Source organism: Rhizobium leguminosarum bv. trifolii WSM2297 (genome assembly GCF_000271845.1).
The window spans coordinates 3,525,318-3,539,704 of record NZ_JH719395.1 but is presented as its reverse complement, the minus strand read 5'-3'; the positions used below and the strand labels follow the sequence as shown (position 1 = coordinate 3,539,704).

The window sequence follows — 14,387 nt, the reverse complement described above, 5'->3', positions numbered from 1 at the left end:
ATCAGGCCTCCAGAGCAACCGTCTTGATGATGGCGAAGACGGTTTTCCCGGGCCGAAGATCGAGCCGTTCGCAGGAGAGCGCGGTAATGCGCGAGAGAATGGCATCGCCGCCGCAATCGATGCGGATTTCGACCGTTCCGTCCTCGTCCGACGATATCGCTTCGATCCTTCCTTCGAGAATGTTCAGCGCGCTCAAGCCCTCGGGCCTTGCTGTCGCCAGCATGACGTCGCGCGACGGGATTCGGATGCGGACCGGGCGGCCAGGCGCAAGAGCCGCAGTCGGAATATGCAGCTGACCGGATTTCAGCGCGATGGTCGACAGGTGGTGACGCGCATCGAAGCTTTCGACCGTGCCTTCCAGCAGCGCGCCCGCCTCGCGCCGGTCGGCAGCGGCGGAGGGACGGCTCAATATGTCGACGGCGAGGCCTGTTGCTTCCACCTTGCCGTCGCGCATGACGACCACCTGGTTTGCCAGCCGCGCCACCTCGGAGATCGAATGGCTGACATAGACGATCGGGATTTCCGTCTCGTCCCGCAATCGCTCGAGAAAGGGGAGGATCTCGGCCTTGCGCGCCTCGTCGAGGGCGGCGAGCGGCTCGTCCATCAACAGCAGGCGGGGAGCGGAAAGAAGCGCGCGGCCGATCGCAACACGCTGCTTCTCGCCGCCGGAAAGTTTTGCGGGGCTGCGCTCCAGCAGCGGCTCGATGCCGAGCAGGTCGACGATGCGATCGAAGCTCTCGCCGCGTGCGGCCTTCGGTGCGAACCAGCGGCCGTAGGAAAGATTAGCGCGGACGCTGAAATGCGGGAACAGCCGGGCCTCCTGGAAGATATAACCGAAGCGGCGGCGATGTTTCGGGACGAAGAGACCGGTTTTGGTTTCGGTCAAGGCTTCGCCGTCAAGCACAACACGACCCTCGTCCGGGCGGGCGAGGCCGGCGATGATGCGGATCAGCGAGGTCTTGCCGGAGCCGGAGCGGCCGAACAGCGCGGTGACGCCGCGCTCGGAGGTGAAGGCGGCGTCGAGCGAAAAGGCGCCGAGCCGCTGTTTTGCCTCGACGATCAGCGTCATTCCGGATCGATCCTCTGGCCGGCGAGACGGGCGAGGAATTCGGAGGCAAGCAATGCCGCCATGGAAATGACGACGGCGACGAGCGTCAGGCGCAACGCGCCGGCATCGCCGCCCGGCACCTGGGTGAAAGTGTAGATCGCGGCCGAAAGCGTCTGGGTTTCGCCCGGGATGTTGGAGACGAAGGTGATCGTCGCGCCGAATTCACCCATCGCCTTGGCGAAGGAGAGGATCATGCCGGTGATGATGCCGGGCAAGGTCAGCGGCAGGGTGATCGTCAAAAAGACCCAGGCGGGGCCGGCGCCGAGCGTTCCGGCCGCCTCCTCCAGCTTGCGATCGACCGCCTCGATCGACAGGCGAATGCTGCGCACCATCAGCGGAAAGGCCATGACCGCACAGGCGAGTGCTGCACCCGTCCAGCGGAAGGAGAAGACGATGCCGAAATACTGATCGAGCAGGCTGCCGATCGGGCCGCGGCGGCCGAACAGGATGAGGAGAAGAAAACCGGTGACGACGGGGGGCAGGATCAGCGGCAGATGAACGATGCCGTTCAGCACCGACTTGCCCCAGAAGCGGCCGCGGGCCAGCAGCAGAGCGACGAGAATGCCGAAAGGCAGGCTCGCCAGCATGGCGACGATCGAGACGCGCAGGCTGAGCAGGATCGCCGTCCATTCCTCATCGCTCAGGCCCAATATCGTCAAATGCGGTGGTCTCCGTGAAATCTAAGGCACGCTGAGGCGAGCCGAGACCAGCCCCTCATCCGCCTGCCGGCACCTTCTCCCCGTAAACGGGGCGAAGGGGATGTGTCGCGACGCCTCCGTCCCTCGCCCACCTCTCGCAGGGCACGTCCCCTCGCCCCGTTTACGGGGAGAGGGTTAGGGTGAGGGGCAGCCATCGGCACGAACCAGAGTACTCTCTGTAGCTCCCCCCAGCGAGCCTTCACGCTAAGCGGTCGTCGTTGATTCCGCAATCATCTCGCCCTCGATCACTTGAGGATGGTAAAACCCTGCGCCGTGAAAAAGGCGGCTGCCTTGTCGGATTTCAGGAAGTCGAGATAGGCTGCGGCATCCGGGTTCTTGCTTTCGGCCAGAATTGCGACCGGGTAGATAATCGGCGGATGGGAATCGGCCGGGAAGGTGCCGACGACGGCGACACCCTTATCGGCTGCGGCATCCGTCTGGTAGACGATGCCATAGGGCGCTTCGCCGCGGGAGACGAGGGCAAGGGCGGCGCGGACGCTTTCGGCGCCGGCGACCTTGGTTTCCACCGATTTCCAGACGCCGAGTTTTTCCAGCGCAGCCATGCCGTATTTGCCGGCCGGAACCGATTTCGGTTCACCCATGGCAAGCTTGCCGTCACCCAAAAGCCCGGCGAGATCGAAATCCTGCTTGATCTCGACCGGCTTGGCCTTGTTCTTTTCGGCAACGAGCACGATCCGGTTTCCAAGCAGGTCCGAACGCGTGTCGGCCTTGATCAGGTTCTTCTTGGCGACGTAATCCATCCAGTCGCGGTCGGCCGAGATGAAGAGATCTGCAGGTGCGGCATTTTCGATCTGCTTGGCCAGCGCCCCGCTCGCCGCATAGGAGGCGACGGCTTCCTTGCCGCTCTCCTTGGCCCAGGCGGCATTGGCGGCATCGAGCGCATCCTTGAGGCTCGCCGCCGCAAAGACGGTAAGCTTTTCGGCCGCGGCGGCAGGCGCTGGAAGCGCTGCTGCGCCAAGCCAGAGAGCCGATATCGCGGCGGTTGCCAGTTTTATCCATTGGCGGCGGTTCTGCATGACTACTCCCCAGGGTTCGAAATATTGCGACGAATATAACGGGCGATGCGGCTTGGCTAGGGGATATATCCAGGAAAATATAACCGCGGGGATCATCTGCTTCGCGACAACTCAATGGCTCATGCGTTCTTGCAGCGCATGGCTTGGAGGCAATGTGAGATTAAATAGGAGGAAACACTCAGCGAAAGGCCCGCAAATCATAGAATGTCCGCCGGCAGACCATAGCCGATTGATTCATGCCGATAAAAACGGCACGGCCGAAGCGTGGCTCCGATGTAGAACTGCATCCCATGCATTGCTGCAATGCAACAATCGATATTCACCTTCGTGCGGAATATGATAGAACATAAGCATCGAAGCGGCGATCTCCTCCTCCCATAGCCGCTCGACAGGATCGGCAACACTCCTCCTCCCAGTTGTCGATCGAGTTTATAAGCCCGACGGATCTCCTCCCCCGTCGGGCTTTCTCGTTTTTGAACTTCCTTGAAATCTATTGATCTTCGCCGTGCGACGAGCCGTTGCGGATTGCCGTCGAGCTCAAGCCGGAGCGCGGCCCGTGGATGAAGGTCCAGGCCGGGGCCGGTTTCTTCCAGAGAATGCGGGCGTCGTCCTCATCGACACGGGCGAAATCGAAGGTCCGCGTCAGTTTCGAGGAGAGGTAGGAGAGCGTCGCGCCCGGCCGGTCGATCACGGCGATCGGGAAGGTACGGGCGATTTCCTGCCATTTCTGCCATTTGTGAAAAGTCTGCAGGCTGTCGGCGCCCATGATCCAGATGAAATGCACATGCGGATTGCGGGCCTTGACCCGGGCGAGCGTATTGGCGGTGTAGCTGACGCCGAGCGACTGTTCGAAGGCGGTGACCTTGACGCGCGGATCGGCGGCGACACGCTCGCTTTCGGCAATGCGCTCGGCTAGCGGCGCCAGCTGGTTGCGGCTCTTCAGCGGGTTGCCGGGGGTGACCATCCACCAGAGCTGGTCGAGGCCGAGCCGCTTGATGGCGATCTCGGCGACGAGCGCATGGCCCTGGTGCGGCGGATTGAACGAGCCGCCGAACAGACCGACGACCATGCCGCGCTCGCTGTGCGGCATGCGGAGGTAATGCCGGTCCAAACTCTCCGCCGTCACGTCAGGGCCGCGTCTGTCCGGCGCCGTGCACCCGATATTTGAACGAGGTCAGCTGTTCCACACCGACCGGGCCGCGGGCATGCATCTTGCCGGTGGCAATGCCGATTTCCGCACCCATGCCGAACTCGCCGCCGTCGGCAAACTGCGTCGAGGCATTGTGCAGCAGGATCGCCGAATCGACTTCGGTGAAGAAGCGCGCGACGACAGCGGGATCCTCGGCGATCACAGCCTCGGTATGGTTCGAGGAATAGGTCTGGATATGGGCGATCGCGCCCGATATGCCGTCGACGACGGCAACCGAAATGATCGCATCGAGATATTCGGTCGACCAGTCCTCCTCGGTCGCCGGCTTCATGCCGGGGGCGACCTTCAGCACCGTTGGCGAGGCGCGGACCTCGCAGCCGGCTTCCGTGAGAACTTCGAGCAGCGGCGTCAGATGCGTGCCGATCGCGGCACCGTCGACGAGCAGGGTTTCGGCCGCACCGCAGATGCCGGTACGGCGCATCTTGGCATTGACGACGATCTGCTTCGCCATCTCGATATCGGCCGAGCCGTCGACATAGATATGGCAGAGGCCTTCGAGATGGGCAAAAACCGGCACACGGGCCTCGCTCTGCACGCGGGCGACCAGGCTCTTGCCGCCGCGCGGCACGATGACGTCGATCGCCCCGTCCAGGCCGCGCAGCATGGCGCCGACGGCGGCGCGGTCGGTAACCGGGACGAGCTGGATAGCATGCTCCGGAAGTCCCGCCGCCTTCAGGCCCTCGACAAGGCAGGCATGGATAGCCTGCGATGAACGGCGCGAATCCGAGCCGCAGCGCAGGATGACCGCGTTGCCGGCCTTGAGGCAGAGGGCGCCGGCATCGGCCGTGACATTCGGGCGGCTTTCGAAGACGACGCCGATGACGCCGAGCGGCGTGCGAACGCGCTCGATCTTCAGCCCGTTCGGCCGGTCCCAGGCGGCGATGACTTCGCCGACCGGATCGGCCAGGGCGGCAATGGCGCGGATTCCCTCAGCCATTTCGGCGATACGTTTGTCGTTCAGCGTCAGCCGGTCGACGAAGGAGGCGAGCATCTCGGTGCCTTCGATGTCCTGCAAATCCTTGGCATTCTCGGCAAGGATCTCAGCCTTGTTGGCCAGGATCGCATCGGCCATGGCATTCAGCGCCTTGTTCTTCGCCTCGGTGGACGCGAAGCTCAGCGGTCGTGCGGATGCCTTTGCCTTGCGGCCGATGTCGTTCATCAGCACGTCAATGTCAGGGCTCGGCGCAACGGTATCAAGCATAACTCGCGTCCTTCTTCTGCCTTTCCGATTTCGAACCGATCTGCGCGGTCATCACCATGTCGTCGCGATGGACCATCGCGGCACGGCCGGCATAACCGAGGATCGCCTCGATCTCGGCCGACTTGCGGCCGGCAATGCGGCGGGCATCCTCGGCGTCGTAACTGACAAGCCCGCGGGCGATCTCTCGGCCGGCCGGGCCGACGATCGCCACCGTATCGCCGCGGCTGAAGAGGCCGGAAACGCTGCGCACGCCGGCGGGAAGCAGGCTCTTGCCGGCGCCGAGGGCCGTGACGGCGCCGTCATCGACATGCAGTTCTCCGGCCGGCTGCAGCTGGCCGGCAATCCAGGTCTTGCGGGCGGTCACCGGTGTGCCCGACGGCGCAAACCAGGAGGAACGGGCGCCGTTTTCGATCGCCGAGAGCGGGCTGTCGGTTTTGCCGGAGGCGATGATCATGGCGCAGCCGGATGTCGTGGCGATCTTGCCGGCATCGATCTTGGTGCGCATGCCGCCGCGCGAAAGCTCGGAAGCCGCACCCCCGGCCATCGCCTCGATCTCCGGGGTGATTGCGGAAATCGTCTCCAGGAAGGCGGCGTTCGGGTCAAGATGCGGCGGCGCGGTGTAGAGGCCGTCGATGTCGGAAAGAAGGATGAGCAGGTCGGCGCCGGTCATCGTCGCGACGCGGGCGGCCAGGCGGTCGTTGTCGCCATAGCGGATTTCGCTGGTGGCGACCGTGTCGTTCTCGTTGATGATCGGCACGGCGCCGATCTTCAAAAGCTGATTGATGGTGGCGCGCGCATTGAGATAACGGCGGCGCTCCTCGGTATCGCCAAGCGTCAGCAGGATCTGGCCGGCGACGATCTCGTCGCGCGACAGGCTTTCCGACCAGGCGCGCGCCAGGGCGATCTGGCCGACGGCGGCCGCTGCCTGGCTTTCCTCCAGCTTCAGCGCACCGGCGGGCAGGTCGAGCACCGAGCGGCCGAGCGCGATTGCGCCGGAGGAAACGACGAGTACGTCGATGCCCTTGGCCTTTAGGGCTGCAATATCGGCGCACATGGCGTCGAGCCAGGCCTTTTTCAGCCCGGCCTTGCGGTCGACCAGCAGGGCCGAGCCGATTTTGATGACGATGCGGCGATAGCGGCCAAGCGGCTTACGGCTGGTCATCGGCCTCGTCCTCACCCTCATCGGTGGCGACCATGTCGCGGTGCCGCAGCTTCGGCACCCTGGCCGGCTTCTCCTCGGCATTTTCCTCGACGATGACGTCTCGCAGCGCGCGCAGCACCTCGGTCATGCCCCTGCCGGTAACGGCGGAAATCTGGAATGGCGTCTTGCCGCAGGCCTTGGCCAATTCCTTGGTCTTCTTCTTCAACTCGGCTTCGTCGAGCACGTCGATCTGCGACAGCGCCACGATCTCCGGCTTGTCGGTCAGATCGTTGCCATAGGCTTCGAGTTCGTGTTTCACCGTCTTGTAGGCCTTGCCGACCTTTTCTTCCTGGGCAGAGACGAGGTGCAGCAGCACGCGGGTGCGCTCGACATGTCCGAGGAAACGGTCGCCGATGCCGACACCTTCATGGGCGCCTTCGATCAGGCCCGGAATGTCGGCAAGGATGAATTCGCGTTCGTCGATGGTGGCGACACCGAGATTGGGATGCAGCGTGGTGAAGGGGTAGTTGGCGATCTTCGGCCGGGCGCGGGTGACGGACGCCAGGAAGGTCGACTTGCCGGCATTCGGCAGGCCGACGAGGCCGGCATCGGCAATCAGCTTCAGGCGCAGCCAGAGGGTCTTTTCCTCGCCGGGCAGGCCGGGATTGGCCCAATCCGGCGCCTGGTTGGTCGAGGTCTTGAAATGAGCGTTGCCGAAACCGCCATTGCCGCCATGGGCGAGGCAGTAACGCTGGCCTTCGACGGTGAGATCGCAGATCAGCGTTTCCCGGTCTTCCTCGAAGATCTGGGTTCCGACAGGCACCTTGAGCGTCACGTCGCCGCCATTGGCGCCGGTGCGGTTCCTGCCCATGCCGTGGGTGCCGGTCGTCGCCTTGAAGTGCTGCTGATAACGGAAATCGATCAGCGTGTTGAGACCGTTGACGGTTTCGACCCAGACGTCGCCGCCGCGTCCGCCATCACCGCCGTCGGGGCCGCCGAATTCTATGAATTTCTCGCGCCGGAAGGAAACGCTGCCCCCGCCGCCGTCTCCGGATCGGATATAGACCTTTGCTTCGTCGAGAAATTTCATTTTACTTCCAGTATCCGGTGGCGGTTGGACGGCCCGTCTTGGCCCATTCGATATAGGCGGTTCCGACGGAGGTCAAAGATTATCGTGAATTTTGCGAGCTATAACATACAGTACGGCTTCGGTCTCGACGGCAGATACGATCTCAAGCGCATTGCCCGCAGCCTCGAAGGCGCCGATGTCATCGCGCTGCAGGAGGTGACCCGCGGCTTCTCGCGCAACGGTTTTGCCGATATGGCGGCCGATATTGCCGCCCTGTTTCCCGACTATTTCTGGGTCTATGGGCCGGCCTGCGACATGCATGTCGAGGCTGGTGAAGGCGGGCTTGCGCCGGCGCCGGGCACCCGCTTCCAGTTCGGCAATATGGTGCTGTCGCGCTGGCCGATCGCCTCGACCCGGACGCTGCTTTTGCCGCGCAGCCGGACGATCGGCAAGATCAACCTGCAGCGTGGTGCGACCGAGGCGGTCATCGCCATACCCGGGGGAGCGATCCGCGTCTACTCCGTCCATCTCGACCATGTCTCGGCCGACGAGCGCATCCGCCAGCTGCAGGTTTTGAACGCGCATATCAATGCCTTCGTTCAGGAGGGCGGCTCGCTGACGGGGGCTGGTGAATTCGATCTGCCGGAGCCGCCGCTGCCGGAGGATTATATCATCATGGGCGATTTCAACATGGAGCCGGAATCGCCGGAATATTGCGCGCTTGCCGGTGCCGGCGGCGGATATTACGGCCGGATCGACCGGATCGGCACGCCGATCGACGCCTTTGCGGCGCTCGAAGCCTATTGGCCGGAGAGCTACAGCTGGATGGATCCGGAAGATCACGGCAAACGCATGCATCTCGATTATTGCTTCGTCAGTTGCGGCCTCGTGAGCCGGTTGAAATCCGCCCGGATCGACACGCAATCCGTCGGCTCCGATCATTTCCCCGTGCGGGTCGAGATCGGCGATTGACGGAGACGCCGCCGCTGTGGCGGCGTCTCCTTTTTGGCTATGCGACTTTCCGCGGCTGCAGCATGCCCGGCTGCAACACGGTTTCGATGTGCGAGACCATGGTGTTGCGGGCGAAACAATAGATTTCGCCGCAACCCGTCATGCGGAAACCGAGCTTCTCCTGCAGCCGCAGCGACGCCGGATTGTCGGCAAAGACGCCGGAATGAACAGGCGTCTCCGGCATGCGGCGCGAGAAGCGCTCGATGATCGCCGCCACCGCCTCGCTCATATAGCCGCGCCGCCAGTAATAGCGGTTCAGCCAGTAGCCGAGGTGCCAGCGGCCGTGGCGCAGCTCGATCGAGACGTTGCCGATATGGACATCGTCCTGACCGGTGATCGCCAGCGGCCAGTCCGGCAGGGTGCCCGAGGTGACCGGGATCAGCCAGTCCAGCGCATCCTGCCGGTCGAACGGCGAAGGCACGCGGGACAGCATGCGCGTGACTGCGAAATCGGACAGCGATTCCGCGATCGCAGGCGCATCGCTCAGCCTGTGCGGGCGAAGCGTCAGCCGGGCAGTCGAGATAACCGGCGTGGGGCCGGGCATCATCGGCTTGACCTCAGGCCTTTGCAGTGCCGTCGTGCTCATGCGATGTTCCCCCAGCTTCGCAGCGACATCCAGGTCTTGCGGTCGAGCCTGTACCATTCCACCGGTACGTTGCTGCCAAGCGCCAGCGACGCGGCAAGCCCCGATCCCTGGAACTGGAAGCCGCACTTCTGGATGACGCGGCGCGAGGCGACGTTCATCACCCGGCAGCGGGCGTCGATCTGGTCGACGTCCTGGCGGGTCCTGAACACCATATCGACCAGGGCATGGCAGGCCTCGGTCGTATAGCCCTTGTTCCAATAGGGCTCGCCCAGCCAATAACCGATCTCGACGGTCCTGCCGTCTGTATGCGGCTCGACACCGCAGCAGCCGATAAAGGCGCCGTTTTCGGCCTTGGTGATTGCATAGACGCACTTGCCAATCTCGCCATTTTTCGTGCGACGCACGAAGTCAGCAGCATCATCGGCGGTATAAGGGTGCGGCATACGCGATACCATGGTGGCGACTTTGGCGTTGTTGGCGAGATGGGCAAGGGCGTCGATGTCTTCTTCGTGGGGCGCGCGCATCACGAGCCTTTCCGATAACAAGACAGGGCAATCGGTCCTTAACCGCTCCGGCCTCAGCCGTTCTTCGGAAGACACCCGGTCTTCCCTGGGCGACCGTGATTGGTCTACCCTTAACAATTCGCCTTGCATGTTCAGTCCTCCTGTTTGGACAAAGAAAAAGGGGAGATGGCGCCCCATCTCCCCTGTTTTCTAGACTGAACCTGATACGGCCAGCCGGGTCGATGAGACGCCGGCTGTTTTTGAGCGCTACCGGCTTATTCCGCTGCTTCCGCTTTCGGCATGACAGACACGTAGACGCGACCGTTGGCCTTCGTTCGGTAGTTCACATTGCCGGCGGTGAGTGCAAAAATCGTGTGATCCTTGCCGAGGCCGACGTTGGAACCCGGATGCCACTCAGTACCGCGCTGACGCACGATGATGTTGCCTGCGATGACGGCTTCGCCGCCGAACTTCTTCACGCCAAGGCGCTTGGACTGAGAATCGCGACCGTTGCGCGATGAACCGCCAGCTTTTTTGTGTGCCATTGGAGTTCTCCTTTAAAACCTTGTCCCGTTGATCTTACTTGGCAGCCACGATGTCCGTGATACGGACGACCGTGTGATGCTGACGATGGCCGCGCGAACGCTTCGAATTTTGACGGCGGCGCTTCTTGAAGGCGATGACCTTCTTGCCGCGGTTCTGTTCGACGACTTCTGCCTTGACAGAGGCGCCGGTTACGAAGGGCGCACCGATCGCAGCGTCGGCGCCTTCGCCGATCACGAGCACTTCGGTGAATTCAATGGAGTCGCCAGCGGTGGCTTCCAGCTTTTCGATGGTCAGCACGTCGTTGGCTGCCACACGGTACTGTTTACCGCCGGTCTTGATGACTGCGAACATTTTTTATCCTTTCATGTTCGTTCCAGCTCTCCTCGCTGCTTGAGCAAGGCGGCCGTCTTTTTATCAGTCGATGTTAAGCAGGGATTTCAGAGGGCTGGCCTCGAACTCTTTCTGCCGGTGAAATGCCCCACGCGAGCGCGGGACAGACAAGGTACGGATTACTCCAAACCTATCGCGCAGCCGAGATACGCGAGTGACAAAAAGGTGTCAAGGCAAAAGGATGGAATGCTTCGACTTTTCGGCTTGCCAACCCGTCGTATGCTCGTTATGAGAACGCCCGCGCCGAACAAGCGCCGACCAGACCGCGGAGAGGTGGCAGAGTGGTCGAATGCACCGCACTCGAAATGCGGCATACCTGCAAGGGTATCGTGGGTTCAAATCCCACCCTCTCCGCCATTTCCTCAGCCATAAGCTTTTGTCGGCAAGCAAAATTCTCTACCCTAACGCACGATACCTCGCTCTCGTCCGGGAGTGGATGGAGAAGAACACCTATCTGCCGGTGCATAAGGTGGTCAAAGATGGCGACGTTGTGGGACGGCTTAACCCCTCCCGGGTTCAGTTAGTCTGTGAGGGAATATTATATGGCTGGTGAAGACCGCTACTGGCTGTGGGTGCCCTTCTGCCTGGTAGGAGGCATGTGTGCTTGGAGCTGGTATTGGTATATCAGGTCGATCATTTTCTATTGCAAAAACGGCTTCGATTTTAGCGAAGATTTCGGCCCCAAAATTTCGGAATTCGACGACGATGATCGCTTCACGGCAAAGCCGAAAGAGAAGTTCTTGATAGCTTGGCCTGTTTTCGTCGTGGTTAGCACTGCCAATTTGATCCCAATCACTCTACTTCTGCTGGGGATCCTCAAGCCTGGTTACAATTGAGGGCCATAACGGCGGCGAAAGGGCCCGCCGGTCACCAGCTTATCCAACTCGTCCGAAGCTCGGCGGCGGAACGCTAGTTTAAGCCGGTTCCTGCTCCCCAGGCCTCATTACGGCGGCTAATCTTACTTCATGAGGCGGTGAAAGGTCGGTCGACACGCGGGCAATCCGACAAGCCGGCTAAGTCGCCCATTGTTCCCGGCAGACGCTTTTATTGTGACGGCGCTGGCGGCGCCCATTCCATACCCCGATCGGTGTGCCCTGTCTCCGGAGATGGGCGCGAATATCCGCTGCTTCTTCTGCGTCGCCCTCGTTGAAATCGATCAGAGAAACCCCGCCCGACGAAATGAACAGGGCGATCTTCTCCTCGTTCGCGTGTCGGCGCTCGCTGGCTGGAGCACCATACATCAGCTCATGGTAGACGATGATTCACAGGCCGAGCGGGGTTCTTGCATTTCGCGCCTCATCGAAGCGCTCGCGAACTTGAGGTGGCCGTCCGTTCAAGAGCGCGATTGCGACATTGGTATCAAGGTGGATCACCAGCCGAACACGGCGCGGTCGGCTGGCATAGACGGTTGCTCACGACCTTCCGGCATGAAAGGCGTGTCGCCTACTTGTCGATCGCCTCCCAAGGCATGGCGTTGTCAGCGTCGAGCGGTTCGAGGATCACGCGATTGCCGATCCGGCTGACCCGGACCTCCTTGCCTTCGAAGCGGAACTCCTTTGGCAGACGCACGGCTTGGCTGCGCCCATGCATGAATAGCTTGGCGGTCGCGCTCATAGCGAGAGACTCTCCTGGTAGATACTTATCAATATTTATCATCTGTTGGGAGCTGTGATCAATTCATTCAGGTAACGCACGATTGGCTGCCGTCAGCTTCCGAGCAGCTTTTGGACCCAAGCTCCAACCTCGTCGCCGCTGCTCATATCCGCCTGCACCAGCCCGTCGATCATGAAGGTCGGCGAGACGTGGATGCCGTTCTGCCGGGCGTATTTGCAGTGCCATTTGATTTCCCGGTCGAGATTCGGAATTGCGAAGGCGTCCTTCAGCTTGACGCCGCTGTAGTTTTCCAGGCGCTCGATGATCTGGTTCGGCGTCACGTCCATATTCGCGCCGCCGGCGTGATGATCGAACTCGAATTCCTCGGGATGCCTAGCGATGGCGGCCATGACCTTCTTTGCCGTCTCCTTGCCGCCTTGCAGCGTCGAGGCGGCGATGATGCAGCGGACGAGCACGCCGGAATACATGTGCCAGGGTTGCGACTGCAGGCGGATGTTGATGGTGATCTTGTCTCTGCCGGCCTGATCGAGAAGAGCGTCGAGCTTGTTGAACGCCCTTACCGAGTAGGGGCAGGTGGGTTCGAGAAAGGCCTCGAAGATGCGCGGGCCATTGCCCCAGCTCAGCGGGTCGGCGTGCCACGAGGTTCGGGTCATGGTGATGTCCTTATCGTTGGTGAAATCGGCTATTCGGCCTAACGCGGCAAGCTCCAGAAGCCATGCTTGTTTGCGTGTTTGCGCTTCAGCTCGACAACATAGGCGTCGTGAGGCCGAACGCTGCCGAAATCGTCGATATGCGGCGCGAGCGACGCGCATTCCGCCAGATGGCGCGCGGCATGCTTGTAACGGCTGGATCGGCCGTAATCGAGGGCAAAACCGATCATCGCCCGCAGAAGCATGGTGGCTGCGAGCGGATGTTTCTCCTGCAGTATCTCGGCGGCCGGTGTCATCAGCTCGTACAGGTTCCCGTCCAGATCCGCCTGGCGGTTGGAGATGAGTTTCGCCGCCTCGGCCAGTGCGGGCCAGGTCAGGAAAAAGGCAAGGGCTCGATGAACATCCGGAAAGCCATGGACGAAGGCGAATGCCTTCTCCTCGGCCTCGATATCGTCGAAGTCGGGGAGCCTTCGCAGCAAAGCGCGAAGGTGCTCGCCGTCCAGCGACTGTTCGAAACATTGCCATTGATAGGCCTGTGCTTCCTCTCCTCGTCCGAGCGCGGAGAGTGCTTCGACGCGGGCGCGCTGCCACTCAAAGGGCAGTTCGAAACGCCCCCTGTGATCGGCGCCGTCCAAGATCTTCAATGCTTCCTCGGCGCGTCCAGCCAGGAGCAAACGGTCGGCAATCTCGGTTGCGATCGTCGGCGCCCTTAACGTCTCTTCCGGCTGCTGGGCGATGAAGGCATCGACATCATTCTGGGCATCGGCAATTTCCTGCAGAGCGATGCGCGCCGTCATTTGCCGGTGGTTGGCTTCGATCTCATCCCTGTAGATCGGCCCATTGCCGCCCCAGCCGAAAACCTCGCGGTCGGCGTCGTCAGGCTTCTCCTCCGCTTCCTTCGACCATTGCACCAGCAGGCTCTTCAAATGTTCCAAGCCGTCCTTGCCCAGCGCCGGAACCATTTCGGCGATCAGCGGATCATATTGGCCGTGGTTGTTATCCTGCAGCGCATTAAAGACCCTGTCGGCAAGGGCATCGATACCGATGCCCGCGGCGCTGGCGATGACGCCGGCATCGGCGCATGCCTGATGGAAGGTCTCGATGAAAACGCTGTCGCCGCTGTTAGATCGCTCGAATATCGTGTGGGCGACGGCAAGGAATTGCCAGATGAGATCGAACGCTTCCTTCGGATCGTCGGCGGCGACGACGGTGACGATTGTAGATCGCTGCGTTTCCAAGTCGGCGTTAACAGCCTTCACCTTATGCCATTCGATGAAGCTGCTGGCTCGCGCAATGCTGGCGAGACGCTTGCGCACTTCGCGTGCCACTTCGGCACTGCCTTGATTGCCGGCAAGCTCCATTCGAAGCCGTCGTTTGTGGGCGGCACTGCCCATGCTGATCTCGATCAGCAGTTCGGCGAGACGTTGGGCGCCGAGGGCTTCCAGGTTTTTCGCGTTGAGAGTTGTCTTTGCTGCCATCGGTCACCGCTGTCGTTTCTGCGGGGACCCTAACCCGGAGACGGTAGGAGGCCAAGGTGTTGTATTAGCTAAAAACTAACGCTGCCTCGTAACGACTCCTAAAGCCGGTTTTGGCACCTTGTTGCCTGTCGAATATTGTTTCCAA

15 protein-coding genes, 1 tRNA gene and 1 pseudogene are annotated in these 14,387 nt (G+C 61.7%); 3 read left to right on the top strand and 14 right to left on the bottom strand.

The window, feature by feature from the left end; genetic code table 11:
- Nucleotide 1: 1 nt before the first annotated feature.
- From modC to obgE, 7 genes are all read right to left on the bottom strand, one after another.
- The gene (gene modC / locus RLEG4DRAFT_RS32315) at nucleotides 2-1,069 is read right to left on the bottom strand and encodes a molybdenum ABC transporter ATP-binding protein (RefSeq protein ID WP_003583146.1); all 1,068 of its coding nucleotides are present in this window, start codon (nucleotides 1,067-1,069) and stop codon (nucleotides 2-4) included.
- Complete coding sequence (modB, locus tag RLEG4DRAFT_RS32310; RefSeq protein ID WP_003583144.1) at nucleotides 1,066-1,767, bottom strand: molybdate ABC transporter permease subunit; 702 nt, start codon at nucleotides 1,765-1,767, stop codon at nucleotides 1,066-1,068. The genes modC and modB overlap by 4 nt, the downstream gene beginning before the upstream one ends.
- Before the next feature lie 284 nt (nucleotides 1,768-2,051).
- Nucleotides 2,052-2,843 carry a molybdate ABC transporter substrate-binding protein gene (gene modA / locus RLEG4DRAFT_RS32305; protein WP_003583141.1) on the bottom strand — a complete coding sequence of 264 codons (792 nt, stop codon included), beginning with the start codon at nucleotides 2,841-2,843 and terminating at the stop codon, nucleotides 2,052-2,054.
- A 490-nt stretch (nucleotides 2,844-3,333) separates the two neighbouring features.
- Entirely contained in the window at nucleotides 3,334-3,933 is a 600-nt protein-coding gene (locus tag RLEG4DRAFT_RS32300) for a nicotinate-nucleotide adenylyltransferase (protein WP_245278025.1), read from the bottom strand.
- Between the two features lie 37 nt (nucleotides 3,934-3,970).
- On the bottom strand, nucleotides 3,971-5,254 hold the full coding sequence (locus RLEG4DRAFT_RS32295) for a glutamate-5-semialdehyde dehydrogenase (RefSeq protein WP_003583137.1): 1,284 nt from the start codon (nucleotides 5,252-5,254) through the stop codon (nucleotides 3,971-3,973).
- The gene (gene proB, locus RLEG4DRAFT_RS32290) at nucleotides 5,247-6,416 is read right to left on the bottom strand and encodes a glutamate 5-kinase (RefSeq protein WP_003583135.1); all 1,170 of its coding nucleotides are present in this window, start codon (nucleotides 6,414-6,416) and stop codon (nucleotides 5,247-5,249) included. Before proB ends, RLEG4DRAFT_RS32295 begins: the two co-directional genes overlap by 8 nt.
- On the bottom strand, nucleotides 6,403-7,485 hold the full coding sequence (gene obgE, locus RLEG4DRAFT_RS32285; protein ID WP_003583134.1) for a GTPase ObgE: 1,083 nt from the start codon (nucleotides 7,483-7,485) through the stop codon (nucleotides 6,403-6,405). The genes proB and obgE overlap by 14 nt, the downstream gene beginning before the upstream one ends.
- 84 nt (nucleotides 7,486-7,569) lie before the next feature.
- On the opposite strand from obgE, the gene RLEG4DRAFT_RS32280 reads away from it, so the two are divergent.
- Nucleotides 7,570-8,436: an endonuclease/exonuclease/phosphatase family protein gene (locus tag RLEG4DRAFT_RS32280; protein ID WP_003583132.1), complete on the top strand. Its 867-nt coding sequence runs from the start codon at nucleotides 7,570-7,572 to the stop codon at nucleotides 8,434-8,436.
- Nucleotides 8,437-8,473: 37 nt separating this feature from the next.
- Here the strand turns inward: RLEG4DRAFT_RS32280 and RLEG4DRAFT_RS32275 are convergent, their stop codons facing one another.
- The 4 genes from RLEG4DRAFT_RS32275 to rplU form a co-directional block, all read right to left on the bottom strand.
- Nucleotides 8,474-9,061: a GNAT family N-acetyltransferase gene (locus RLEG4DRAFT_RS32275; RefSeq protein ID WP_037094451.1), complete on the bottom strand. Its 588-nt coding sequence runs from the start codon at nucleotides 9,059-9,061 to the stop codon at nucleotides 8,474-8,476.
- Entirely contained in the window at nucleotides 9,058-9,714 is a 657-nt protein-coding gene (locus RLEG4DRAFT_RS32270; protein WP_003583128.1) for a GNAT family N-acetyltransferase, read from the bottom strand. The genes RLEG4DRAFT_RS32275 and RLEG4DRAFT_RS32270 overlap by 4 nt, the downstream gene beginning before the upstream one ends.
- 125 nt (nucleotides 9,715-9,839) lie before the next feature.
- Nucleotides 9,840-10,109: a 50S ribosomal protein L27 gene (gene rpmA / locus RLEG4DRAFT_RS32265; protein ID WP_003543909.1), complete on the bottom strand. Its 270-nt coding sequence runs from the start codon at nucleotides 10,107-10,109 to the stop codon at nucleotides 9,840-9,842.
- A 34-nt stretch (nucleotides 10,110-10,143) separates the two neighbouring features.
- Nucleotides 10,144-10,461, bottom strand: a complete 318-nt coding sequence (gene rplU / locus RLEG4DRAFT_RS32260; protein ID WP_003543907.1) for a 50S ribosomal protein L21 — start codon at nucleotides 10,459-10,461, stop codon at nucleotides 10,144-10,146.
- 306 nt (nucleotides 10,462-10,767) lie between these two features.
- Here rplU and RLEG4DRAFT_RS32255 point away from each other — a divergent pair.
- Together RLEG4DRAFT_RS32255 and RLEG4DRAFT_RS32250 are read left to right on the top strand one after the other, a co-directional pair.
- Nucleotides 10,768-10,857: transfer RNA gene (locus tag RLEG4DRAFT_RS32255), tRNA-Ser, on the top strand.
- Between the two features lie 185 nt (nucleotides 10,858-11,042).
- Nucleotides 11,043-11,336, top strand: coding sequence for a hypothetical protein (locus RLEG4DRAFT_RS32250; protein ID WP_003583124.1), 294 nt, complete (start codon nucleotides 11,043-11,045; stop codon nucleotides 11,334-11,336).
- Nucleotides 11,337-11,869: 533 nt separating this feature from the next.
- Here the strand turns inward: RLEG4DRAFT_RS32250 and RLEG4DRAFT_RS38180 are convergent.
- The 3 genes and pseudogenes from RLEG4DRAFT_RS38180 to RLEG4DRAFT_RS32235 all read right to left on the bottom strand — a co-directional run bounded on the left by RLEG4DRAFT_RS38180 (nucleotide 11,870) and on the right by RLEG4DRAFT_RS32235 (nucleotide 14,242).
- Nucleotides 11,870-12,114: pseudogene (locus RLEG4DRAFT_RS38180) on the bottom strand (antitoxin).
- Between the two features lie 92 nt (nucleotides 12,115-12,206).
- Entirely contained in the window at nucleotides 12,207-12,767 is a 561-nt protein-coding gene (locus tag RLEG4DRAFT_RS32240; RefSeq protein WP_003583118.1) for a DsbA family protein, read from the bottom strand.
- A 38-nt stretch (nucleotides 12,768-12,805) separates the two neighbouring features.
- Nucleotides 12,806-14,242 carry a DUF6880 family protein gene (locus RLEG4DRAFT_RS32235; RefSeq protein ID WP_003583115.1) on the bottom strand — a complete coding sequence of 479 codons (1,437 nt, stop codon included), beginning with the start codon at nucleotides 14,240-14,242 and terminating at the stop codon, nucleotides 12,806-12,808.
- Between the last annotated feature and the right edge of the window lie 145 nt (nucleotides 14,243-14,387).

Bases quoted from the DNA above. Each gene is read 5' to 3' on its own strand.
- RLEG4DRAFT_RS32270 (WP_003583128.1), bottom strand. From the start codon at position 9,714: ATGCAAGGCGAATTGTTAAGGGTAGACCAATCACGGTCGCCCAGGGAA.
- RLEG4DRAFT_RS32300 (WP_245278025.1), bottom strand. From the start codon at position 3,933: ATGCCGCACAGCGAGCGCGGCATGGTCGTCGGTCTGTTCGGCGGCTCG.
- RLEG4DRAFT_RS32235 (WP_003583115.1), bottom strand. From the start codon at position 14,242: ATGGCAGCAAAGACAACTCTCAACGCGAAAAACCTGGAAGCCCTCGGC.
- modC (WP_003583146.1), bottom strand. From the start codon at position 1,069: ATGACGCTGATCGTCGAGGCAAAACAGCGGCTCGGCGCCTTTTCGCTC.
- rplU (WP_003543907.1), bottom strand. From the start codon at position 10,461: ATGTTCGCAGTCATCAAGACCGGCGGTAAACAGTACCGTGTGGCAGCC.
- RLEG4DRAFT_RS32275 (WP_037094451.1), bottom strand. From the start codon at position 9,061: ATGAGCACGACGGCACTGCAAAGGCCTGAGGTCAAGCCGATGATGCCC.
- RLEG4DRAFT_RS32250 (WP_003583124.1), top strand. From the start codon at position 11,043: ATGGCTGGTGAAGACCGCTACTGGCTGTGGGTGCCCTTCTGCCTGGTA.
- RLEG4DRAFT_RS32295 (WP_003583137.1), bottom strand. From the start codon at position 5,254: ATGCTTGATACCGTTGCGCCGAGCCCTGACATTGACGTGCTGATGAAC.
- obgE (WP_003583134.1), bottom strand. From the start codon at position 7,485: ATGAAATTTCTCGACGAAGCAAAGGTCTATATCCGATCCGGAGACGGC.
- modA (WP_003583141.1), bottom strand. From the start codon at position 2,843: ATGCAGAACCGCCGCCAATGGATAAAACTGGCAACCGCCGCGATATCG.
- RLEG4DRAFT_RS32240 (WP_003583118.1), bottom strand. From the start codon at position 12,767: ATGACCCGAACCTCGTGGCACGCCGACCCGCTGAGCTGGGGCAATGGC.
- proB (WP_003583135.1), bottom strand. From the start codon at position 6,416: ATGACCAGCCGTAAGCCGCTTGGCCGCTATCGCCGCATCGTCATCAAA.
- rpmA (WP_003543909.1), bottom strand. From the start codon at position 10,109: ATGGCACACAAAAAAGCTGGCGGTTCATCGCGCAACGGTCGCGATTCT.